The organism is Chitinophaga rhizophila (assembly GCF_019492185.1).
In the GTDB taxonomy this organism is placed as follows: domain Bacteria; phylum Bacteroidota; class Bacteroidia; order Chitinophagales; family Chitinophagaceae; genus Chitinophaga; species Chitinophaga rhizophila.
Map to the genome: position 1 here is coordinate 306042 of NZ_JAICCF010000006.1, position 22967 is coordinate 329008.

Sequence of the window (22967 nt, forward strand, 5' to 3'; positions counted from 1 at the left end):
TTAACAGATAATAATAATACTCAAAAAGTAATCTGTCCCCCGCAAGCGACAACTCTAAGAGGAGGAATTGCTGTCATAGACTGTGTTTCAGGATCCCATCCTGAATATTTTGTAAATGTGAACAAATTTTGTCCCTGGACATATATCCGACAATGATCTATATGTATTCTATTTAATAAAAGAGTCGGCAGTGTCCATGATATGGAGATGTTTTTGCACCTTATAAAGGAAGCATCCTCATATCCCTTATCACTAGATAGATGACCTAAATACGAATTTATCAACTCATAGTTCTGACTATATTTTTGATATGTACTAATGTCTCCCTTTTGAGTCCAACGGTCAAGCAAGGCAGTAGACTGATTTTTAGCCATGCCTGGTATAGCAGAGGGATCCAAAACTCCACTTGCCCCCACTTGTCTTACATATTGAATAAAGCAATCAACTTGAAAACTTCGGTATCTTATGGAATTTTGAATTCCACCACTGTATTTTGGATTTATATCAATTGATGCAATTCTAGCAGCTCCTTCAACAATTGTTGGACTCCCATCCTTGTCCGAAAATAAGTAAGTTCCTATTTGTGGATCAACTCCCAAATACCTATTTACATCGATCGTAGACAATGACTTACCTACAGTTGCGGACACTGCGCCTATGCCAGAAAATGATCTTAACTTGTTGCGATTTAATGAGATATTAAATGAGGTTGTCCAATCGAGATCCTTAGAGGAAACGTTTTTCGATCTAATTAAAATTTCAAGTCCAGCATTTTGAATCACTGCAGGTAGATTTCCAGTGATGTATCCAGCACCTGTCATAGAAGGAAGCGGATACCCAATTAACTGTTTAGAAGATCTATTACGATAGAAGCTATTGGAAAAAAAGATTCTATCATTAAGAAATCCTATCTCTATTCCCATCTCAAATTTTCTGGTTAGTTCCCAAGAGAAATCAGGATTAAATATTCCGATAACTTCCAATCCCTTTACACCATGATATCTCATATCTTGGAAGTTATACCTATCAAGATATTGATAATCTCCTATCTGGTCATTACCAGTAGTACCATAACTCATACGTAATTTCCCATAACTTAAAAATGGCAAGGTGCGGCTAACAAATTTTTCTTGTGTAAAAATCCATCCAGTAGCCAAAGATCCGAAAGAAGCAAATTGGCTTCTTGGCCCAAATCTGCTACTTCCGTCTCTCCGCATTGTAAAATTCACAAGGTATTTATCCCTAAAAATATAACTTAGCCTTCCAAAAATTGCCAAATACTTATATTTGCTATTAGAATCCCTAACTGAGTACTCAGAAGCCGCTGCGGGATTACGGATAAGGGCATCGTCTTGAATTCCAGATGCAACAATTGTTTGCTGCGAAAAGTCATTTCCTAATAAAGTAGCCCCTGCAAGTGCACTTAAATTTCCATTGCCAATTTTTGCATTATAAGATAATTGCGGCTCGAAATTCCAACTCTTAGATAGCGTTGTGGAGTAAATAGCCCTTGCGGATGTGACAGATTGGAATTCTGGCGCTGAACCTGCAATTAAGAAACCTGAAAAGTTATCATTTCTTAGTTCGTTGTAACCTAAACTCCCAGATAATGCAAGTTTAGGGACAATAAAATAATTAATATTCAAACTGGTTACAAGATTTGATGTATTAGCATCTAGTTTATTACTTATCAAATTTGAAAATGGATTTTCCCAAGTTGAATTAGCCCAGTTTAGCCGTCCAGCACTGTCGTAAATTTCCGGAGCGTTAGGAGGTAAATTGACATGCCGGGCAAGATCAACTCCAGGCAAGTTAGTTTTCCTACGACTATAAGAACCTGTTAAAGATGTTCTTAATTTCATATCAGTTGACGTGCCAGTAATATTAAAATGCGCTCCACCATTTCCACTAAAAAAGTTCCCTGGAAATATCGTTGTCTCTTTGTGATAATTGCCAGCAATTAAGTATTGAACGTTAGTATTTCCACCGTTGACAGAAACCTGAAGGTCAGCGTATGATCCTGTTTGCCCCAGGAGTTCTTTTTGCCAATCAGTGTATCTGGCTGTATCCCAAACCTTTAGATCAGGTGCAAATCCGATATCATATTTATCTGCGCTCGGAATAACGTTATCATTCCGAAAAGCCTCATATCTCATCTGCAAGTATTGCGATGTATTCATCAAACGCCTTTTACGAATTAACTTACTTATTCCTCTAGTAAAACTTAAGTCAACTTTGGTCTTGCCAATATTCCCTTTTTTTGTTGTGATGAGTACAACACCATTTGCCCCTCGAGATCCATATATTGCTGTTGCATCAGCATCCTTCAATATGTCAATCGTCTCAATATCTCGAGGATTTATGAAGCTTAAGGCAGATAAGACGTTACCTATTGCACCAAAACTAGTAAATACAGGTGCAGTGATTGCTGGCGAATATGGTATCCCATCTATTACAAATAATGGTACAACACCACTATTCAAACTATTCCTTCCCCTTATCTGCACCTTCACCTCGCCACCTTGCACTCCTGTAGTCTGTGTAATTGTCATGCCCGGCACTCTGCCCTGTAACGCTAATAACGGATCCGAGACAGGCTGCTTCTCAATATCTGCAGCAGTAACTGTGGTTGCATTTCCGATCCTATAATATTCAGACTCCCGATAATAGCCCCTTACAATAGTTGTCTTCAAATTATTAACTGACTCAGCAAGATAGATATTCATTGGGTTCGCAATTGCCTTTGCTTCTTTTGTTGTAAATCCCATGAAACTGACAATCAACATTGCGCCTTCTGGAACATCTTCAAGCACAAAGTGACCATTATTATCTGTTGTGGTTCCTTTAGTGGTCCCTTTAAGTTGGATCGTCGCACCTGGTATCGGCGTACCTTTTTCGTCCATCACTTTGCCCTTTAGTGTAATCTGTGCTTCGAGGAAGGAGCTTGGTTTACTAACAGGCGCAATAACACGTTTTAGCGATATTACTCCATCTCTATACAGCCACTCTAAACCGCGTTTACCAAGCACCTCTCCTAACACATCATCTAGTGCAACTTTATCGAAGTTGACGCTTATGCGGTCGCGGATGTCGATGGCTTCAGTGGCATACATAAATCTCAGCCCGGTCTGTTTCTCGATTTGTTTAAACACGCTTTCCAGTGTTGCGTCAGCGGCGATGACGGTCACTTTTTGTTTGCCGGTCTGGTCAAGTTCAGCAAAGGCGGAGGTGAAAACAAATAAGAATACAGACAAAAACCTGACTAGCAGGTTACTGCGAGGCGTAGAGATGCGCATAAGTGTTGGAGTTAGTTTTTGACAACGAATAAAGAATACAGTAATCAGCGCCGTTGATTCACACGACAATTGTTCAGTTATTAGCCAGTTAGTTCAGATGATTGGTTGGTCAGTTAATTAGTATGATTTGCATTGAGTCTCTTCCTTCAGTCGGAACGAAAAATAAAAAGTACTCCACAGATTTAACAGAAATTTAAATACTGAAAAAAAAACGGGCTGTTAACACCGTATTAACTACTGACAATCTGAGATTCAGTAGCTTAGCAAGTGTACAAAATACGTTCATCATTGTCTGTAAATCCCCAAAAGCTCATTATTATCCCTTGAAGTCCATATACAGCTTATTGTATAACTATTCATTCTGACACTGGTATGCACGCACTTGACGGTTACAACGATGAACATCTGTTCGCCCTCCTACAGGAGGAAAACTGCGAAGCCGCTTTCAATACTATCTTCAGCCGCTACAGCCGCCGCTTATATATGGAAGCATATACCCGCCTGCAGGATGAAGATGAGGGCAATGATATTGTCCAGGAAGTCTTCTGCTGGCTATGGGACAAACGCAGGTCATTGAAAACACCTCAGTGCCTAAAAGCTTACCTCATACAGGTAGTAAGATTCAAATGCATCGACCTGATCAGGAAGAAGACCAGTACCAGAAGTAAAAAACAACAATATACCTGGCTTGCGGATACCTACACCACCACCACGCCCATCGAGACAAAAGAACTGGGCCGGCAACTAGCTATAGCAATAGATAGCATTACTCCCGCCAGCCGGCTCGCCTTTGAACAACTTTATCTCCACAAAAAAAGCCTCAAAGAAATCGCAGATCAAATGGATATCAACGTCCAGTCTGTGAAAAACCATATCCACCGCGCGTTGAAAGTCCTGCGCGAGAATCTGAAACACAGCTTATCATAAGTACCTTTTGGCGTTTCTTTCGACTCTTTCATTACTATGATCGACGAAACCCAAATAGAACAACTGGTACTGGATGAATTGGGTGGTATCATAACTCCCGAAGACAGTGCCACCCTCAAAAAACTGCTCGAAGACGAACCGGAAGCACGCATTATCCGAAACACCATCTACGATCAGTTCTCAGGCCCCGAGGAACAAGCGTTTCTCGCCCTGCTGCCCGAACATTTGCCCGTCGAAAAAGTATGGGCAAAGATCCGGAAGAGGAAATGGATACGCGTCGTTATACGCACAACATTAAGCTTAGCACTCCTCGCCCTGGCTGCACCGAGTGTCTACATACTATTTATCAAGCCTGCAAAGCCCGGAAGGCCTACGGCATTTGTCCATGGATTGTCCCTCCAAACTGTTGCACTGCAGCTGCCCGATGGCGAAGTCGTTAATCTGGGCAGCACGCAGCAACAAGTGCAGATAGGTGATCTTACCGTCAATGCACAACAAAAACAACTTTCCCTCAAAGGCAAATCTGCCGGAAAGGGCCTCGCGTCTATCATCGTTCCTCCCGGAAAAGACTATAAAATCAAACTGGCAGATGGCTCTGAAGTACAACTCAACTCGGCCTCCCAGATGCAGTTCCCTGTAACCTTCGACGGCAATACCCGGGAAGTCACTATCCAGGGTGAAGCCTACCTCTCTATCGCTAACGACCCTACAAGACCGTTCATCGTACGCCTCCCCAAAAGTACCGTACAGGTACTCGGTACAGAATTTAACGTCAATACCTACGATAAAACTTTTGAACAAATCGCACTCGTTAAAGGCGCTATCAAACTAGAAGCTGATTCCACAACGATCATGCTGAAACCAGGATTCTCTGTAAAATACCAGCAGGGTCAAGATGCAGCAGTCGAACGTTTTGATGCGGAAGAATTATTAGCATGGAGAGTGGGTACTTATGTGTTCCGGGCAACGACTATAGACGAATTATGCCAGGTGATGAAAAGATGGTATGGAATAACTGTCGTGTATGACAATCCCAATACAGGCCAACGCCGCTTTACAGGGTATATCGACAAATCCAGGCCTATGCGCCATTTCCTGGACGATCTGGAGTTCACTGGACACTTCAATTATTACTTTGATAATGACAGTGTCTTACACATTAAGTGACGTTACAGGACCTTTATTTTTTGTTATGCAGTTTTGAATGTAAAATGATGTTATTTCACGAGGAAGAACTATTATTGTCTGTGAAAAACGGAGATGCAAACGCTTTTGCTACACTCTACGAAAAGTATCGCCCGCAACTGCTGACTGAAGCATACCACAAAGTACGCAATCAACAGGAAGCGGAAGATATGGTACAGGAGATCTTTACTTCTTTATGGCAACGACGCAGAGAACTGGCAATCACAATCTCCCTGAAACACTATCTGTCCAGGGCCGTACATCTTCAATATGCTTATAAATGCCGGCGCAACGAGGTAGCCCGCAGGTTCGTCTCACATACTTATTACACCTCCGCAGAAAGTGCTGTTCCACGAAATCTCGAAAACAAAGAACTGGGACAACAAATCCGGAAAGCAGCTACCTACGTCTCCGCACCTGCCTGCAGAAAAGTATTTGAACTATTATACCTGCAAGACTGGAGCCATAAAGAAATTGCACAGGATATGAACATTCAGCCTCAAGTGGTAAAAAACCAGGTCAGCCGTGCACTGAAAGTCATCCGTACCCGCCTGCGTGAAGTAGTATAAGTATCTGGTCCCGGTCTATCCATAGACACTAAATAACCATATATGCATACGTCGCTACCTGGTGCTAACAAGCTGCTGCGGTTCGAGAGACTTACCCCATCCTACATCACGCCAACAGCTATTCCAGCCGAATATGAATCACTGATCATACCCGCTGCCGGCACCTACTTCCGTGAAGATAGGGAAAGTGAAATCCTGTCACAAAACATTAACTTCGGCCCTTTCTCACTATGGACACACGATATATGGGCCAATAAAAACATAGTAGTCTGTCCATTTATCCCCTCTCAGATATGGTCACTACACGGCATCTATGAAGATAGCCTCCACCTCGAAAACACGGAAGCGCCCAGCTACCTCCTCGAAGAAAAAGAATTTAATCTCTTCAATCTCCCTTCCGGTATACATCGTATTCCCATTGCGGCAGGAAAAAAGATCCTATCCATACACATCAATATAAGACAGGATACCCTGCTGACAATGATAGACGAATTTCCCGGATTGGCACCTCTTACTAAACTCAACCGTCACGATCCCGGTCCGCTTAACACGTATCCCTATCACAGTAACCCAATCTGCGATTTCCTGATGGAGAAACTACTCTCCTGCAAATACCCCCTTAAAAGAGCCTATCCCTACCTCTTCCGCATCTGCATAGACCTCCTAAGGAATGTTGCTGCACAGGAAGCCGCTGCCCATCAGCCGCTAATGGTAGATAGCGTGCTTAATACAAACAATATCCTGCAGCTGTTTGCTTATCTCCGCGAACAATCATTCAAGAAGCATACAATCACCCAGCTGGGATATATGTTCAATACAACCGGCAAGAAACTGGCCTTTGAGTTTAAACAACACTTTGCCGTATCTATACACGACTTCATGCACATGTCCAGGATGATGTTTATCTATGACCTGATGCAGAAACAAGTTATTTCCATGGATGAAATTGCCCGCATCACAGAATTTCCCAATACCCTGAACATGATTATGCAGGTGACTGACTACTACGCCTGCAGCAGAAGCACTACTTATCAATGATTGCCCGGATGGTATCTATTGGTAAAGAACCAAGATTCGCACGCTTTATCTGCCGCTCCTTATCATAGAATACCAATAGCGGATATGCTTGTCCGCCGTAATACCGGAAGAATGTATTATTATAATCCAACCCTAATTGCACGTTCGGAAACTTCTCCATCCCATACTTCTTCTCATACAACTTCACATCGTGAAAACTACCGGCACTCAGGAAGAAGATATTCACATCCTTCAACGTATCTATCGCCGCCAGCATCTTCTGTGTCAATGTATCACACGGTAAACAGGCTGGTCCGTAATAATACAATAGCGTAGGACGCCCCTTCGCAAGACTATCTGTACTGTACTTAGAGACGGTATCGCCTTTAAGTAGAATGATCGGTGGTAATGCTTTAGGATCTTTTGGCATATCGGCGGCATCAGGAACCTGGGCACAGCTGGCAAGCCCCAGGACAAACAAAAGGAGTAGCTGTTTCATAATGTAGTGATGGTTAACAACGGGTAATATAACTGCATTCACGCGGATATTAGTTAGGAGATAGCGATTATCATAAATTGTCCTTATCTCCTAACTATTCGTCCCGGCGTACCACCTAACTTTAAAAAACCCGTTAACCACAATCAAGCTCCCCATGAGTAACCCGAGCCTCAAAGATTACATATTTAAAGATCCCAATAACCGCCCCTACGTATGGACTGCCATTATCGGGATCCTAATCCAACTGATCTTTTTCAAATACCTGTATCCATATGCCAGCTTCATTAACGGCGACTCTTACGCCTATATGGAGACCGCCCACCAGAACCTGTCTATTAATACTTATCCGGTAGGCTATTCCATGTTTATCCGCCTGTTCAGCGTCTTTACACACTCGGATACGGCGCTCGTCGTGTTCCAGTACCTGATGCTCCAGGCAAGCATACTCTCCCTGGTATTTACCCTGTTCTACTTCTACAACCCTCACAGATATACCCGGATTGGCCTCTTCGGATTCATGCTATTCAACCCGGTATTCCTGTACTTGGCCAACTATGTATCCAGCGACACGCTATTCCTGTCACTCAGCCTGACCTGGTTTAACATCCTGCTATGGATCATCTACCGCCCCTCCAGGAAGCTGATGATCTACCATGCCATTGTACTGTTCCTTGCCTTTACCGTACGGTATAATGCCTTGTATTACCCTTTAATAGCCGGTATCGCTTTCCTCCTATCCAGACAACCTATCCTGCAAAAGGTACTGGGACTGGTTATCTGTGTGATCCTGATCGGCAGCTTTATCCAATATAATAAGCACAAATACTACGAGATCAGCAAAAAGAGCATTTTTACCCCCTTTACAGGCTGGCAGATGGCCAATAACGCCATGTATGCCTATAAGTTTGTGCCCAAAGCGGAACGCAAACCTGTACCTAAAAAGTACCAGGTGCTGGATAGTATGATCCGTGAATATTTTGATAGTACGGTCGGTAATCCCCGGCACCCTGAAGAAGACCTGGTAGCCAGTACCATCTACATGTGGACCCCAGGAGCCCCTTTAAGGACTTATATGCAGAATCAATTCAAAAAAGACACACTGGCCCCGGAACTGAAGCGTTGGGCGACTGTAGCGCCTCTATATGAGGAATACGGCAAGTATATCATCAAACAGTACCCTATCCCCTTTGCCAAGTTCTACCTGCTGCCCAATGCCCTGAAGTACTACGCGCCTCCCATCGAGTTCCTGGAATATTACAGCACCAACCAGGAAACCGTTCACCCCATCGCCCAAACCTGGTTTGAATACAAAAGCGATAAGGTCGAAACCAAGTTCAAAGACTTCAAAGTAGACATCCTGAACTATTACCCTATCCTGGTAGGTACCATGAACGTCATCTTCTTCCTGGGCATGCTAGGGTTTCTGCTGCTCCAGGGGTATAAACAGCACTCCCTGCTCGGTAAAGGACTGCTGCTTGTCGTCTGCCTCTGGCTGACCAACTTCGGTTTCAGTGTCTTTGCCTCCCCCATCGCCCTGCGGTTCCAGATGTTCCCCATCCTCATCATGACTTCCTTTGCATTCCTTTTCATGGAATACCTGATCAGGGAAGCCACGAAGAAAGAATAGTCCGAACTATTCTGGCAAACAGCGTGTTATAATGCAAACCGAATACTCATGCCCGCACTGTCACCAGAAGATGCGAGACTACTACCCCTGGAAGGCAAACGGATAGGCAACACCAATACAGCCAGGATACCCGAAGAGTATCTGCAACTACTGCTGCCCTCTGCCACCATACATTGCTGGCAACAGGGCCAGGTATATATACTCTCCCAGCACATCATCCTCGGACCGTATTCCCTCTGGATACACGATGTTATATCCAACGGGGAACAACATATACTACCGTACGTCCCACACGCATTCTACACGCTGCACTTCCTCTTTGAAAGCGGACTGAACGTCCGGCTGCCTGACGCATCCCCCTACCACCTCGCAGAAGATACCTGTAACCTCTTCTACCTGGAACCCGGCATCAGTCAGCTGCCTCTTGAGGAAGACGCCAAAGCACTCTCCGTCAATATCAACATACTCCCGGAATATATGCCGGCCTTAACTGCAGACTTCCCGGAACTCAACAAACGCATCCTGCAGAACCGTACCGGATACCAGGTCCTTAACAAACAGCCTTTCCCTGTCAGCGCCCTCTCGCGGTTACTTATATCTAAAATACTGACCTGCCGCTACCTCGTTACCTACGCAGGTGTGTTCCTTGAAAGATGCTGCGCAGACCTCTTCCGACTGTTCTGTCGCCAATACAAAGGCACCATCGTCATATCCCCCGCTGATAACCGGAAGTATGATCAGGTATTCGATTACATGCGTAACAACCCGCATCTGCACTTCGATCTACATGACCTTTGCTGGAAATTCCGGATCAGTGAAACAGAAATGGAAGCCGGGTTCCTGGCACATTTCTCTATCCCTATCAAAGAATGTCATCACATGCTGAAGATGATAACAGCGTTTGATATGATCGTTCAACAAACTTATAAACCGGGAGAGATCGCAGTTAAAGTTGGGTTGAGTACGGAGGAACTGATCAGCGAAGTGGAAGGTTTTTATGGGTTTAAAGTGGCGGCGAATGGGAATTAGGTAAGTAGGAAGTATACTGATGCAATGCACATCTGAAATTTGGCTGGTGACGATCTCTGAATATAAAAAGATCAAGGCATTACTTCTGGCTCGAAAGCGACAGGTAGTAATGTCACCATAGACTGTATCTCAGCTGATAACAGATCTCGAATACGAAATATCCTGATAGATGTATGTGCTGCAAAAGCCGTAAGAAAAAAGGTACTATACATAAAGCGCAGTGATGAGATTTACAGTCTCAGCATCTGTCCACACCTCATAGCGAATCACTAAACTTCAATACTCACCATGTTCAACACGGGTGTATAAACATCCATATTTATATCGGGTGTCTCTATTGTGAGAATCAATGAGTAACGCACGCTATGGTTAAATCTGTTGTGCTTTCTCCTGTTTCGCCACCATCCTGAAACCGGATATACAGCAATCGCATTCCTGGTAGCGAGAGCTGCTGCTGTGCCTATCCATATATCTTTATGAATACTGCCTTTATCTCTTACCGCAGCTCCAATCATCCAGCTTTCTTTCCCCTCTGCTATATACGTTGCGTCACGCATATCTTTACTAACTCTTGCTTTGAAAGCAGCCAAACTTTCATTCGGACCTTTCATCTTAAACCTCAGGCCGTGAGAACGATAACTGGTAGCCAGATCATATTGCTTGTTTCCGGGATTAGGCTCTATAAAGTAAGAAAGAGTAATTTTAAATCTCACTTCTGTAGCCAGTAAATCCTGCAATACATCAGTAGGCCAAGGCAAGTCAAACAAATGAAACTGATCTGGTTCTGTCTTACTACCATTAAGCTTAAAGGGCTTTAAACTTCTTTCTGCTATTAATGACAATGAATTTGCAGCACTATACTTCGCCTTTTCCAGGTTAGGAACACCATACCCCACGTTACGAATCAACCTGACTCTCTCTTCAGACGTTAATTCTCCTATAGCTCTATTCCCTAACATCTGTGGGGTCCAATCAGCCGAGTGTATAATCAATCCTCTTATTGTTTCCGGCCATAAGGTCGGGTAATGGGTATACAACTCTGCTGCAAATTTAGATGCGAGCGCCGTTGCGCCACTTGTTTCTCCAAAACTTGTTAACCAAGAGCGTCCGATGCCACCACTACCCGTACTAAGCACCAACAATGATTCAGGATCAATAACACTACCATTTTGTAACGCCTGGTTTCCACCCTCCATCGTAATATCAGGTTTCCTGCACCATTCATTACACCATGACTCTGAAGATGTATTGGAAGGTGCAATGGCTCCTCTTTTCGCCAGAGGTTCCGCCCCTGGGTGCATTGCTGCATCTATTGTGTCCTTTAGTGTATACGCACCGACAGTAATCGCGTTAAAGGATTGCGCAGGATCATGAATAGACGTACCTGCATTAGATAAAGGATAGTTTATTCTTTCATCCAGGTATAAATTTCCGGATGAAACAAAGAAGAGCGTATTTTCATTTGGGTTATCAGCAGTCCCAAATACAATCTGATCAATAGCAGATGACCAAGAAGAAGGACGCCCTTTATGTGTCATATCATCAACCGTAACAGCCATACAGGCAATGCGTCTGAAACCAGGATTCATTATTTCAGCTCTTGCTACAGCTTCCTGTGTAACTGATCCATACAAAAGAGGGTCATGCTGATACCCTCTTTCAATTAGTTTAATGCTTTCCAAATGATGATTAATCTGCACCAGATCATTTGTATCAAAAGCATCCGTGAGATCTCCGTATAATGCGAGTCCAGCCATTGCAGTACCATGACCAGCAGGGTGTGTATCATACTTTGTCCAGGCAGGTTCTACCACATCAAGGTTACTATCAGAAATTAAATTCGACAATAGCGGATTCGCCGTGTTAACCCCTGTATCTAAAAGACAAATCGACACTGCATTTCCTTCACTGGCAGTCGTAGTTCTTGCGGCCAGATGCTGTATCCAGTTGTGCTGATCCTGACGCTCTAGGCTTGTAAAGAAATCGGCGGTCTCTCTCGGCTTTCTTATTTCAACCAGTCGATCTGTATACAAAAATGAATTTGCCAGCTGCTTTGCAGTTCCTTTGACCAGATAAACAAAATGCTCAGGAAATTTGAGGAACCTGTTACTTACATATACTTCGGACATTTCAAGTATCGGCCAGATTGGAAGTAGCGGATCTTCTGCATTATCATCTTCATCGCGATCCATCCACATCTCCCACCATATTACTTCATTATGATCGGGAAACGGAAGCTCCGGCTCCTGCCAGAAACTTTCTATTACGGCCGCCTGAATATCCTCAATATTGACAATAAGTGATTGATTTTTAGGGTTTCCTTCTACAGTATTCTTGTAGATATAATCATTAACTCTTTTCAAAAAGTTAGCAACTGCCCTTTTATTCAGATAAACCGTAGCCTCTACCACTTTCTGGCTCGTCCCATCGGGACAAGGTCTATCCAGAATCCTATAATTGGCCAATTTATAATCGCCTTTATCAAGCTTGTCGATATCGATCAAAAAGCCTGGCGACGAAATAAATACCAGACACACAAAATCAGTATCTGTATCTGGATGAAATCCAGCTATAGCTGCGTTAAATTTTGTTCTAATTGCATTTCCATGTCTATTGCGATCAACGCTTCCCTTTAAAGGGATAGAGCGTCCACCCGATTGTATACTTTTATAGGATAATGCCTGTGTTCTTCCGTGGATAATGATGTGGCGTAACGGCATTTGAGGTGTTACAATTTATTTAAAATGGATGTCTTCGCTGCTGAGCATAAATAATTAAACGTTCTTCAGAAACTTCATCAGGCCCATAGACAAGAAAATCCTTCACAATATCTTTACATACACGATGAACATCTGAATAACTTAATCCTACAGATGCTGCAGCAATTTTTTGAATATTGAATGTGTCTGAAAGCTTAAAATCAGCTAATTCTTTCTGGTATAGCGCAATAATTTCTTGAAGATCAGGAAGCGGAAATTGAATAATATCATCAAATCTCCTAAATAGTGCCTGATCCAAAGACTCAGGGAAGTTCGTAGCTGCGATCACTAAACTATTTGAATTGTCCTTTTCTATCTGTAGCAGGAACGTATTCAACACACGCTTTATTTCACCAACGTCATTAGGCTGATTTCTTGTTGTTCCGATACTATCAAATTCATCAAAAAAATAGACTGCTCTGAATTGATTCATAGCATCGAATATCAATCGCAACTTAGCAATGGATTCTCCCATGTAACGACTAATCAGACCGTCAAGACGGATAATAAAAAGCGGCAAGCCTAACTCGGTAGCTAATACTCTTGCAGACATTGTCTTTCCGCAGCCCGGAGGCCCGACAAACAGCAACTTTTTCCTGGGTGATAGATTATTCTTGCGTAAAAGCTCTACTTTATGTTGCTCATCTAACACGCGCCTTAACGACTTCTGCACTTTTGACTCCAGTATCATCTCCTGAAGCCTTTCATGAGGTTGAATAAGTTCTAACAGATCATTGAGCTCCTTCTGGCTGGCACTTATAGGAAAAGGTTTTACAATTCCTAAACGCGATGATTTAGTGCTTTTAGCCTTATCAATCAGCTTCTTCAGTTCGTTTGCCAGTACTAGGTGTCCACTTCTTGCTTCAGAGGCAGCAATTTGCATTGCAGTAGCATAAAACCCTGCTTCATCGCCTTCAGCGAATGATCTTATTAGACCTTTTATTTGATCTGCTGCTGCCATATATAATCAATCTGAAATCCGTGTCTGGATCCTTCTTAACTCAAAAAACATACCTGTGTACTGTTTGTGCAAACTTCTATAGAAATCAGGCACAAATTAGGTTAATTGTGCGACATTCTGATCGTCATTTTCTTCTGTTACACTAAAAGCCTCCGCTCACGCGGAGGCCTATTCCCAAATAAATCATCCTACTTCTCCTTACAACACTCTTTCTCTCGATGTCTCATTACCTGGTGTATCCACGGCTACTGCTGTAATTACGCTACCTGTTAAGGAGGCATTATTCACAGTAGCGGTGTACAACCAATCCAGGCCATTATCTTGCAGGGTGGCTTCACCTTCTTCGATGACAGCGCCTGCGTTGGTACGAATGATCACTTTAACGGTGGTTACTTTGAAATCATCTGAAGCCTGTATAATGACAGGATTACCTGTTCTGCCCTGATAGTTGGTAGTATCAATACTATCTACCACGGGTGCTTTAAAGGCATCTCTCATAGCCATGTTATAGGCGCTTTGATCGGGGCCTGCAAATGCCGCGTACATAGCCTTCTTTACCGGGTCTGCCAATACAGCTTTTGCATATTGTATAGCGGCTTTGAAGCGCTGCTGGATGACCAGTTGCTTATCTGTTGGTGGCAGATCGCTGGAGCGGCGTTTCTTGCCCATGATGGTCTTGCCTGACTTTCTACGTGTGATAGTGATCTGATCACCGATGGTTCCGGATGCTCCTTTGAGCAATACATTATCTGTTGATTGTGCCATTGTTAATAGTTTTAAAGATGAACAATGCTGCTGGCGGAGTATCGGGAGGCGACTTGTTCGTCGCTTCGCCGTCGCTAGTTCGTCGCTTGTTGCTCCGGATCAGCAGCTGACTTTTCCATCGACCTGCCATTCAGAGTGGAGTAAAAGGCGTCTCTCTTTTACCCCGGACGCTGCCTCTTCATTGCCGGTCAACAGTGCAATAATACCGACGAATTGCTGATATGCTGCGACCAAATAGACGCCACTGCGTCAACATTGCGACGATGACGCGGTGAGTGTGCGACGAAACTTTTTCAGCGGATTTTTTTGAGAAAAATGTGAGCGAAATGATCGGTTGCGCTTCCTTTTTTCGTATCTTAGTTGGGATTATTTATCATCAACCGGACGTTAACCTGTCTTGTTTGGTTTCCCCATTTGAATAAACGCTAACGCAATCAGCACAAAGAGAATACTATAGACTAACTATCCAGAATAGCTCATTAACAATAACAGGTTACCGCCACAATAAAAAAAATCAAAACAGATGGAACAGACAACTTCCTTGCGCTTGCGCAATTGTCCTAATGAAAATCGATTAAACGATCTCCTCGAGCGACTGCCGATGCAGTCTGTCAATGCTACCGCTAACCTCACCTCCCGCCTGTCCCTGACCCTGTTCCTCTCCCTCCTGCTACTACGACTACCCCTACCCCTACTACTATCCCTATAATCGCAGGCACTACTGCCGGCGGCTGTACCATGGCCTCTCACAACGCTTTTATATTAGCTATTGAAAGTGCCGTTACAACGCCTCGCGTAAACGTCCATCCCCCGGACGACCACCAGGGATTCACCAATTATTCGACTATATAATATTTATTAACTGCGCCGATCATCCGGAGGCAGCTGACTGTCGCTGTACAATCACGTCATTGCCTGTCTACGGATTACCGGCATAACGATATCGGCATGAATTATATCATTCATCTGAACACGTTTTTTGCGAAAGCAGAAAGCGAAGAGTGGCTTACGCCCTATCACCAGAGCTTATACCTCGCCCTCTTCAGAATGTGGAACCAGGCTAAGTTTAAAAATGAATTGAAAATATATCGAGACGTCATGATGGCGAAAGCAAAAATCGGATCAAAAAAAACATACTACGCCTGTATGAAAGATCTGACTGCTGCCGGCTTTATTCAATACCACCCGTCAAAGAACAGGTTTGAATCTGCCAGCGTAACCATGATACCGTTTCATAACACAACACAAACGCCTGCCCGTGTACCAGATCAGGTACCACAGCGGTCTGCAAATGATACACTACCGGTATCACATGTAGGACATATTCTTAAACAGGAATATAAAACTGTAACAAACCAAACGGTAAATTATCACGAGTACAATAATATCCCTCAAAATGACAACAACAACAATGGCAGTAGACGTGCCGGCTTCTATCACGAGCCCTTTTGATTACAAAGATATCCTGCGGCGACTGCAGCAGAAAGGACGCAGCCTATTCGGACCACACTTCAAGCTGCATAAACCAGATCTGCCTATTATCGTGCCCATCGTTGCCTGGATGCTGCGCGATGACGTGGTTGCCAGTCAATGCAGGATAGATCTGAACAAAGGTATCTTCCTCGGTGGAGATATCGGTACCGGTAAAACACAGCTGATGCAACTCATGCGCTGTATCGTATACAGCCCATACGAATATGCCGTGCATAGTTGTCCGAAGATAGCACTGGACTTCGGTAAATCCGGTACCCAGACCATTATGCGCTACTCTTACGATTGCCTCAGCAAAAATAGCAGTATACAGGCTGTCTGCTGCTTTGATGACCTGGGTAAAGAGATCAATACCAAACACTACGGCACCTCCTGCAATATCATGCAACAGATACTGCTGGCCCGGTACGAACTGTTTGTGCAACATGGCATCATCACCCATGTTACCTCTGCCCTGAATACCCTACAACTGGAAGAGAAGTACGGAACAGGCATCAGAAGCAGGTTCCGCGAGATGTTCAACAGAATCACATTTCCGGCTAATACAGCCGATAAACGCAAAAATTATTTACAATAAAAACTTATTATCATGCAAAAGAATACAAACAACAGACATACTTTAAAAAAATTCCGTGGCCACTCAAAAGAAAGGTTAGCCACCGACCCGGCCTTCAAAAAGGTACGCGCCAACTGGCAGGACTTCACCACCGCGGCACGCTGCGCCAAATTACTGCGCACTGCTATGGAAAGTGTACAGGGCCCTGTACACGATCGCGCCAGACATACCATGCTGACAAGAAGCTTCAGCACCTTGCTGCGTACTGATACTTCATCTGCCGCCGGAGAACGCACCATCGCCAATACTGACCTGACATTACTGCGGGAGCTGGAACTGAATACCGGGACGTTATTTAACGACATCTTCTGCTTCTCTTTTGCAAACGTTGACGTCAGCAGGTCCAGCGGAACAGCTAATATCAGGGTATATCATCCTGATTTATATGAGAATGTACAAACTATCAAAGGCGTCGCAAAGTATGAATTGCAGGTAGCCATCGCTGAGATGGATTTTCAGAAAATGGACTTCAGATTGCATAAGTCCACCTCCGGTATACGCCCCGTTAAAAAGAACCGTGAAATAACACTTGACTTTAAATTGCAGATAACGCGGGACAGTCAGGCACCCCTGTTTGTCTTATTCGCAGCAGATCTGTACGGGCAGGACTGGAAAGTGAAAAGCAGCGCTATTACAATTGCAGCCGTTCTGCCATTCGGACTGAACGTATCCGATCCCGGGCAACCTGCCACAAGAGAACACCGAATACTGATCCTAATGCCATATTCAATAACTGATAACGCAGCACCACCGGAGATGCCAGCACACTAAAACCATAGTGTATGATCCAGTAAAATGTTCCTATCCGCAAAGCACTTCTGAAACGGGTGTCTGCGAATGATGGTCCGCCGGCGCTGTAGTAAGCAATCCACCCTGAAATAAAAAACAGGATGATCACTACCATCGCCGCAGGGTAATAGTCAAATATCTGCAGCTCCTGCTTGCCGGAACGGGTATTAACTTTGTTGGAAGGATAGTGGAACCAGGCCTGTGCAACCGGCCATACGGTGTCGCGGCCGTCGTTGTACACGGCCAGGTTCTCTGCCGGCGGATAAGCATACTGGATAAAATTAGGCAGGAGATAATACCGGAAATATTGCAGCGGATACTGGCTGATCAGGTATTTACCATAATCATTGTACAAAGGGGCCACTACCGCCATCTGCTGTAGATGTGCCGCATTATCTGCTATGTTCACTGCACCCGGTACAGGCTGTAACGGCGACCCGGGATCCCATAGGTAAAACGCCATCATTGGCCACCCATCTGGTCGTTGGGACATAGGAACCTGTTGCAGTGAATCCAGGTAATGCGTCACTTTACGGTGGATAACAGTAAACTGCTCCGGCACTTCCAGCGCTGGTCTTTCGGGCATATGTGCATACGCATAAACCGCATTGCTTGCCATCTGCCAGCCACTGAAAGCAGAGAACTGACGTACGCCCATTACACGCAGATTGGCATCCGCAGTATACAGCATAAAGCCGCCGATCATACTGATCATCAGCAGTCCGCTGGCTATCTTCAGCCGGACCGAAAACCGGCAGAATACGATCACTGTTATACTGATCACCGGATAGATCAGCGCATGATAACGAATGGTATACGCAAGCACCAACACCAGTAAATGCGCAGCCAGCAGCCAGCGTGAGGGCTCATACACCAGGCGGAATAACTGGGATATCCAGACCAGGCTAAGTCCGATAAAATAGACGTCGCTGGTGATATAATTGCTGAGGTAAAGAATAGCAGGATTCAAGAACAGGCAACAGAAAATGATACGCCGCGTCCAGGGATTGGAAGTATTGAGATCCAGCAATGTCAGGAAAAAATATAAGGCGCAAAGGTGATAGAAAAAGTATTGTACAAAGACAAGGACCGTATCAGTATGCGTAAAAAAGCCGACAAACCGGATCAGCTTCGCATATCCAACCGGCCACATATTCGCATCAATATTCTCTGTAGCGCTACGCAGATAGTTGTAAGAATCCTGCATAAAGTTGGGAAACGGATAAAAATACTTAAAGGCAATAAATTGCAGCAGCATGGTGAACATTGCCAGATAGACATATCTCAGGAATTGCATTCTCATAATATGCAGGAATTTAAACTACCAGATCCATCCAATACTTTGGAGATAGAGAATATTTTTCAGACAAATTAAAGTTAATAGTTAAAACCTAACTTATTTCAACATCATAAAAAGAACTACTGTGTTAACCCGTTTATGTATTTTAATATTGCTTTACAGCTATCCGCTCACAGTACAGGCCCAGCTGCCACCGCTGACACATGATAGCTGGCGTACGTGGATGACGCTATCCGCAGACTACGCACTGCGGCATGATGCCCGCTATTGCTGGTATCAATATGGTTCGCCAACAGCAGGTGATACCCTGGTATACCAGGCGATACACCATTCCTTTTACCGGACTTTTCCGCAGGGGTTCAACGCCGCCTTCTCAGCAAACTATTTCCTTTGTCAGCTGCCGGGCGATACTTTGGTCATCGCAGATGGAGACAGCATACAATACCTGCCAAACGTGCAGTCTTATCAGGCGCATTTTGATCAACTCGTCCTTCAGCAGAGCGATACCCTGTTCTGGAAAGACCTGCGGCACAATACGACGAAAACGGTATGGCACGGGACTGTACAGGCCATCGCATTCGACGGCACACAACTGGCATTTGTTGAAAACGGCCATCTCAGGCATTATCAGCCCCTAACAGATAGTACCACCTTACTGCTATACAACTGTGCCGGCGGATTACAGTTCCTAAAAGATGGTAAACACCTGCTATACCAGCTCCCCCGGCCACAGGCGACTGCCACAGCAAAACTGCGTATCTGGCATTATCAGGATTACTATCTGCAAAAGCCACCACCGATGCCGGTAACCATGGTGATGATACTGGCTACAAAGCGGGTGTACCCCGTTACTACGGATAGTACGCAGATCGCCTGGCAACAGGGAGGACGGTATATCGTTACGCAAAACATACTGCATCACCAGGAGTACTATTGGAATAAACAGCGCACCGCAACGCTATACCTGTTCGATACCCATACCGGTACGCAGCGGCAGGTAGTGTCTAATGCAGACAAACTATTACTGCAGCCGGCCGTCTCACCGGGTGAACAATTCATGACCTGGTATGATCCATCAGATGGTTATATATACAGCTATGAGATAGGCACAGGCCGTAGCCGCCGGCTGATGAAAAGCATTGGCATCGCGCAATGGGCAGCAGGCGACAGCACCGTATTTATGCATACACAGCGGGAGGTGTGGGCGATAGATCCACGGGGAAAGCGACCGGCAGAACATCTTACACGCGGACAATCACGCCGGCTGACATTCAGGATGCTGACACCCGACGTGCTAACTGCTTTTGACAATAAGACCAAAGCAAACGGTTACTGGCGGATCAGGCAGCATACACTGGTGAATTGTGGTATGACAGACGCCCTGTATTACATGCCGGTGTATCCGCTGGATCATTATAAACCCGTTAAAGCAAAAGATATTGCTGCCTGGTTAATAACGCGTATGCGCGCTGATGGCAGTCCGGTATTGCTATTCACAACAGACTTTATATCCTTTCTGCCATTGAGGGAAGTATATCCGGAGAAGAAATACAACTGGCTGCGTGTTACATTAACAAAACATGGCCTGTTATATACACCGCAAGACTTCTATCCGCAGCAAAAGTATCCTGTCATCTTTCATTACTATGAGGGCAGTAAAGATCAGCTGCATCGGTATGTACCGCCGGCATTAAGTGAAGGTGGGCTTAATATCCCCTGGTACGTCAGCAACGGTTATGTTGTATTTGTACCACATATAGTGACGAAGGCAACGCGTACCGGCAAAAGTGCCGCCCGTGCAGTGATACGTGCTGCACGGTATGTATCCCGTTTCTCTTGGGCAGATAAAAAGAGAATGGGATTGCAGGGGCATAGTTTCGGGGGATATGTCACCAACTATGTGATAACGCATACGCGGAGATTCGCAGCAGCACAAGCTTCCGCCGGACCGGTAAATTTCATTAGCGGATATGGCGCTGTCAGGAAATTAACAGGTACAGCGATGCAACCCTTATATGAGCAGGGGCAGAACAAGATGGCGACGCCACCATGGAAGCGTCCGCAGCGGTACCTGAACAATTCGCCGGTGATGCGGTCGGATAAGGTATACACGCCATTACTGATGCTGCATAATGACAATGATAACGCAGTACCCTTTGCACAGGGCATAGAGTTTTTCACCGCATTGCGGCGTTTACAGCGGCCGGTATGGCTGCTCCAGTATGCGGGAGAAGGACACCAGTTGTACAGAAATGAAGATAAGCATGACTTTTCAGTCCGGCAGCAGCAGTTCTTTGATCACTATCTGAAAGGACAGCCGATGCCGGACTGGATGAAGGGTCATTGACCATTATCATCATAAATGCCGGCCAGGGTAGGCCATGGTGCACCAGTTACTACAGTAATGAAATAGAAAGCGCCGCCGATAGTTGTGGTGGATTGTACTGTTCTGGTGTACAGGGCACGGGTAATGTTCAATGGCGGTTCCAGAATGTCAGTCTGGAAAGTCCTGTAAGGAGCCAGATAGGCATACATAAGATTACGCGACGCACCATTATGGAAAAAATCGCCGGTAGTCGGATAGAAGAGATTTGCCTGTTGCATGCGCTTTCCGGCTTTGAAAGACATAATACCTCCGGCTACTGCCAACAGGGCGATCAACGTTAAAATAATCCTGGCTTTGTGCATAAAGAAAATGTGTTTGCACTAAGATAGAATTACTAAAATGGAAAAGAATTAGGACAGCAACGTGTGATTTTGGAGACAACGATTAATCCGGATAACCTTCATTTTGAGAGAGGTTTTTGTTGAGCAGTCTTTCACTGACAGGGATAGGATATAAGGCGTCATAGGATTGCCAGTTTGCAGCCTTCGCCCTTGCTGCTGCCGGCATGACCTGCTGTATGGTGCGCGTGCGTTTCAGATCCATCCACCGGTGGCCCCATTCTGCAAACAGTTCTATACGGCGTTCCTGCAGGATAAGGGTTGTCAGCATATCGGTATCGCCGGCATCTGTTACGGGTAATCCGGCCCTATGCCTGATCACGTTCAGGTCTGCCCGTGCACCGGAGATGTCGCCGGTATGCGCACGTGCTTCAGCCCTTATCAGGTATACTTCTGCCAGTCGTAGTACTACGAGGTACTCTTTTGCAGTAGCAGATAAGTCAGCAGCCAGGTATTTAGCAGGATAGGGCGATGTGGATCCTTTCAGCCAATAGCGTTTGCGCTGATCATTGTATGCGAAGGCGTGTAGCAGGCTGGCGCTGATCTGCACCGGGCGTTGGTCAATAAAGAGAGCTCCGTCATCAGTGAAGGTTTCGTTGGCAGGTTGTAACTGCCAGATGCATTCTTTACTGTCTTTCAGAAAGACTTGCGGCAGGCTGACCATATTGTAACTATCGCGGTTATCCAGTACGGCAGTCGCGGCTTCGAGGGCTTCGGCCCAGTTTTCCTGGTATAGGTATACCCTGGCCAGCAGCGTGGTAGCTGCCCACTTATTGGGGCGTACCCGTTCCTGGCTTTCAGAGAGTATATCGCCTTTGAAGTAGGTAGCAGCCAGCAGTTGCCGGGCTTCTTTCAGGTCGGCAATGATCTGTGCATAGATGCGGGTAACAGGCGTGCGGCGCATGCCGGCGTTCACTTTGTAATCAGTGGTAGTTACGAGGGGTACTTCTCCGAAGAGATTGACCAGGTAGAAGTAGCAGAAGGCGCGCATGAACCGGGCTTCCCCCAGTAGTTGCCGTTGAATGGCCGGCGTTAGCCGGGTGGTGGCGGACAGTCCTTCGACAGCGGCATTTGCCACATAGATGCACTGGAACAGTACCCGCCAGAAGGGAACGTGCGTAGTCCGGATATCATTCTGATATAGGGACAGGGATAGCGGATCTTCCTGTTGCAGCAGGAACTCGTCGGCGGAGAGTGCACAGAGGTAAGACATACCGGTATTGCCCATGAAAGCACCGCTGGTGCTCATGGTGAAATAGAGGCCGGTTAGTACGGCAGCGGCGCTGACATCTGTATCGAAAGCAGCATTGGTAGTGGTACGGTCTATCGGTGTGCCTACGTCCAGCATCTTACGACATCCGCATAGCAGCAGCATTCCGGTGAGCAATATATGTTTCCATCGCATGGCGTATA

18 protein-coding genes are annotated in these 22967 nt (G+C 45.2%); 10 read left to right on the plus strand and 8 right to left on the minus strand.

All coding sequences use genetic code 11. The features are described from left to right. Positions 1–20: 20 nt before the first annotated feature. Positions 21–3296, minus strand: a complete 3276-nt coding sequence (locus tag K1Y79_RS27760) for a SusC/RagA family TonB-linked outer membrane protein (RefSeq protein WP_220253481.1) — start codon at positions 3294–3296, stop codon at positions 21–23. Positions 3297–3668: 372 nt separating this feature from the next. Here K1Y79_RS27760 and K1Y79_RS27765 point away from each other — a divergent pair, with 372 nt between their 5' ends. Genes K1Y79_RS27765 through K1Y79_RS27780 form a run of 4 tightly spaced genes read left to right on the plus strand, consistent with a single transcriptional unit; the run spans position 3669 to position 7015 of the window. Then, positions 3669–4223, plus strand: a complete 555-nt coding sequence (locus K1Y79_RS27765) for a sigma-70 family RNA polymerase sigma factor (RefSeq protein ID WP_220253482.1) — start codon at positions 3669–3671, stop codon at positions 4221–4223. Positions 4224–4259: 36 nt separating this feature from the next. After that, the gene (locus K1Y79_RS27770; RefSeq protein ID WP_220253483.1) at positions 4260–5390 is read left to right on the plus strand and encodes a FecR family protein; all 1131 of its coding nucleotides are present in this window, start codon (positions 4260–4262) and stop codon (positions 5388–5390) included. 44 nt (positions 5391–5434) lie between these two features. Next, on the plus strand, positions 5435–5977 hold the full coding sequence (locus K1Y79_RS27775; RefSeq protein WP_220253484.1) for an RNA polymerase sigma factor: 543 nt from the start codon (positions 5435–5437) through the stop codon (positions 5975–5977). Between the two features lie 42 nt (positions 5978–6019). Continuing rightward, entirely contained in the window at positions 6020–7015 is a 996-nt protein-coding gene (locus K1Y79_RS27780) for a hypothetical protein (protein WP_220253485.1), read from the plus strand. Here the strand turns inward: K1Y79_RS27780 and K1Y79_RS27785 are convergent. Continuing rightward, on the minus strand, positions 7002–7493 hold the full coding sequence (locus tag K1Y79_RS27785) for a TlpA family protein disulfide reductase (protein WP_220253486.1): 492 nt from the start codon (positions 7491–7493) through the stop codon (positions 7002–7004). The two genes, K1Y79_RS27780 and K1Y79_RS27785, sit on opposite strands and share 14 nt — an antisense overlap. Positions 7494–7647: 154 nt before the next feature. On the opposite strand from K1Y79_RS27785, the gene K1Y79_RS27790 reads away from it, so the two are divergent. Then, on the plus strand, positions 7648–9120 hold the full coding sequence (locus K1Y79_RS27790; RefSeq protein ID WP_220253487.1) for a hypothetical protein: 1473 nt from the start codon (positions 7648–7650) through the stop codon (positions 9118–9120). A 48-nt stretch (positions 9121–9168) separates the two neighbouring features. Next, complete coding sequence (locus K1Y79_RS27795; RefSeq protein WP_220253488.1) at positions 9169–10149, plus strand: hypothetical protein; 981 nt, start codon at positions 9169–9171, stop codon at positions 10147–10149. A gap of 269 nt (positions 10150–10418) precedes the next feature. Here K1Y79_RS27795 and K1Y79_RS27800 read toward each other — a convergent pair whose 3' ends face one another. The 3 genes from K1Y79_RS27800 to K1Y79_RS27810 all read right to left on the minus strand — a co-directional run bounded on the left by K1Y79_RS27800 (position 10419) and on the right by K1Y79_RS27810 (position 14634). After that, the gene (locus K1Y79_RS27800; protein ID WP_220253489.1) at positions 10419–12869 is read right to left on the minus strand and encodes a S8 family peptidase; all 2451 of its coding nucleotides are present in this window, start codon (positions 12867–12869) and stop codon (positions 10419–10421) included. 19 nt (positions 12870–12888) lie between these two features. Next, a complete protein-coding gene (locus tag K1Y79_RS27805; protein WP_220253490.1) occupies positions 12889–13869 on the minus strand; it encodes an AAA family ATPase in 981 nt (326 codons plus the stop codon). 198 nt (positions 13870–14067) lie between these two features. Further along, positions 14068–14634, minus strand: coding sequence for a hypothetical protein (locus K1Y79_RS27810; RefSeq protein ID WP_220253491.1), 567 nt, complete (start codon positions 14632–14634; stop codon positions 14068–14070). A gap of 523 nt (positions 14635–15157) precedes the next feature. On the opposite strand from K1Y79_RS27810, the gene K1Y79_RS27815 reads away from it, so the two are divergent. The 3 genes from K1Y79_RS27815 (at position 15158) to K1Y79_RS27825 (ending at position 16702) form a co-directional block, all read left to right on the plus strand. Beyond that, the gene (locus K1Y79_RS27815; RefSeq protein WP_220253492.1) at positions 15158–15343 is read left to right on the plus strand and encodes a hypothetical protein; all 186 of its coding nucleotides are present in this window, start codon (positions 15158–15160) and stop codon (positions 15341–15343) included. Between the two features lie 239 nt (positions 15344–15582). Further along, positions 15583–16086, plus strand: a complete 504-nt coding sequence (locus K1Y79_RS27820) for a hypothetical protein (protein ID WP_220253493.1) — start codon at positions 15583–15585, stop codon at positions 16084–16086. Then, positions 16031–16702 carry a hypothetical protein gene (locus K1Y79_RS27825; RefSeq protein ID WP_220253494.1) on the plus strand — a complete coding sequence of 224 codons (672 nt, stop codon included), beginning with the start codon at positions 16031–16033 and terminating at the stop codon, positions 16700–16702. The genes K1Y79_RS27820 and K1Y79_RS27825 overlap by 56 nt, the downstream gene beginning before the upstream one ends. A 670-nt stretch (positions 16703–17372) precedes the next feature. Here the strand turns inward: K1Y79_RS27825 and K1Y79_RS27830 are convergent. Beyond that, positions 17373–18833, minus strand: coding sequence for a hypothetical protein (locus K1Y79_RS27830; protein ID WP_220253495.1), 1461 nt, complete (start codon positions 18831–18833; stop codon positions 17373–17375). Positions 18834–18954: 121 nt separating this feature from the next. Here K1Y79_RS27830 and K1Y79_RS29465 point away from each other — a divergent pair, with 121 nt between their 5' ends. Continuing rightward, complete coding sequence (locus K1Y79_RS29465) at positions 18955–21177, plus strand: S9 family peptidase (protein ID WP_220253496.1); 2223 nt, start codon at positions 18955–18957, stop codon at positions 21175–21177. Here K1Y79_RS29465 and K1Y79_RS27840 read toward each other — a convergent pair. Both K1Y79_RS27840 and K1Y79_RS27845 read right to left on the minus strand, forming a co-directional pair. Continuing rightward, a complete protein-coding gene (locus tag K1Y79_RS27840) occupies positions 21171–21518 on the minus strand; it encodes a hypothetical protein (protein ID WP_220253497.1) in 348 nt (115 codons plus the stop codon). The two genes, K1Y79_RS29465 and K1Y79_RS27840, sit on opposite strands and share 7 nt — an antisense overlap. 82 nt (positions 21519–21600) lie before the next feature. After that, complete coding sequence (locus K1Y79_RS27845) at positions 21601–22959, minus strand: RagB/SusD family nutrient uptake outer membrane protein (RefSeq protein ID WP_220253498.1); 1359 nt, start codon at positions 22957–22959, stop codon at positions 21601–21603. Positions 22960–22967: the final 8 nt, after the last annotated feature.

Excerpts from the sequence above, each read along its gene's own strand:
- K1Y79_RS27785 (WP_220253486.1), bottom strand. The coding sequence starts at position 7,493 with ATGAAACAGCTACTCCTTTTGTTTGTCCTGGGGCTTGCCAGCTGTGCC.
- K1Y79_RS27780 (WP_220253485.1), top strand. The coding sequence starts at position 6,020 with ATGCATACGTCGCTACCTGGTGCTAACAAGCTGCTGCGGTTCGAGAGA.
- K1Y79_RS27830 (WP_220253495.1), bottom strand. The coding sequence starts at position 18,833 with ATGAGAATGCAATTCCTGAGATATGTCTATCTGGCAATGTTCACCATG.
- K1Y79_RS27815 (WP_220253492.1), top strand. The coding sequence starts at position 15,158 with ATGGAACAGACAACTTCCTTGCGCTTGCGCAATTGTCCTAATGAAAAT.
- K1Y79_RS27845 (WP_220253498.1), bottom strand. The coding sequence starts at position 22,959 with ATGCGATGGAAACATATATTGCTCACCGGAATGCTGCTGCTATGCGGA.
- K1Y79_RS27800 (WP_220253489.1), bottom strand. The coding sequence starts at position 12,869 with ATGCCGTTACGCCACATCATTATCCACGGAAGAACACAGGCATTATCC.
- K1Y79_RS27820 (WP_220253493.1), top strand. The coding sequence starts at position 15,583 with ATGAATTATATCATTCATCTGAACACGTTTTTTGCGAAAGCAGAAAGC.
- K1Y79_RS27775 (WP_220253484.1), top strand. The coding sequence starts at position 5,435 with ATGATGTTATTTCACGAGGAAGAACTATTATTGTCTGTGAAAAACGGA.
- K1Y79_RS27805 (WP_220253490.1), bottom strand. The coding sequence starts at position 13,869 with ATGGCAGCAGCAGATCAAATAAAAGGTCTAATAAGATCATTCGCTGAA.
- K1Y79_RS27760 (WP_220253481.1), bottom strand. The coding sequence starts at position 3,296 with ATGCGCATCTCTACGCCTCGCAGTAACCTGCTAGTCAGGTTTTTGTCT.
- K1Y79_RS27795 (WP_220253488.1), top strand. The coding sequence starts at position 9,169 with ATGCCCGCACTGTCACCAGAAGATGCGAGACTACTACCCCTGGAAGGC.
- K1Y79_RS27840 (WP_220253497.1), bottom strand. The coding sequence starts at position 21,518 with ATGCACAAAGCCAGGATTATTTTAACGTTGATCGCCCTGTTGGCAGTA.
- K1Y79_RS27810 (WP_220253491.1), bottom strand. The coding sequence starts at position 14,634 with ATGGCACAATCAACAGATAATGTATTGCTCAAAGGAGCATCCGGAACC.
- K1Y79_RS27790 (WP_220253487.1), top strand. The coding sequence starts at position 7,648 with ATGAGTAACCCGAGCCTCAAAGATTACATATTTAAAGATCCCAATAAC.
- K1Y79_RS27770 (WP_220253483.1), top strand. The coding sequence starts at position 4,260 with ATGATCGACGAAACCCAAATAGAACAACTGGTACTGGATGAATTGGGT.
- K1Y79_RS27825 (WP_220253494.1), top strand. The coding sequence starts at position 16,031 with ATGACAACAACAACAATGGCAGTAGACGTGCCGGCTTCTATCACGAGC.
- K1Y79_RS27765 (WP_220253482.1), top strand. The coding sequence starts at position 3,669 with ATGCACGCACTTGACGGTTACAACGATGAACATCTGTTCGCCCTCCTA.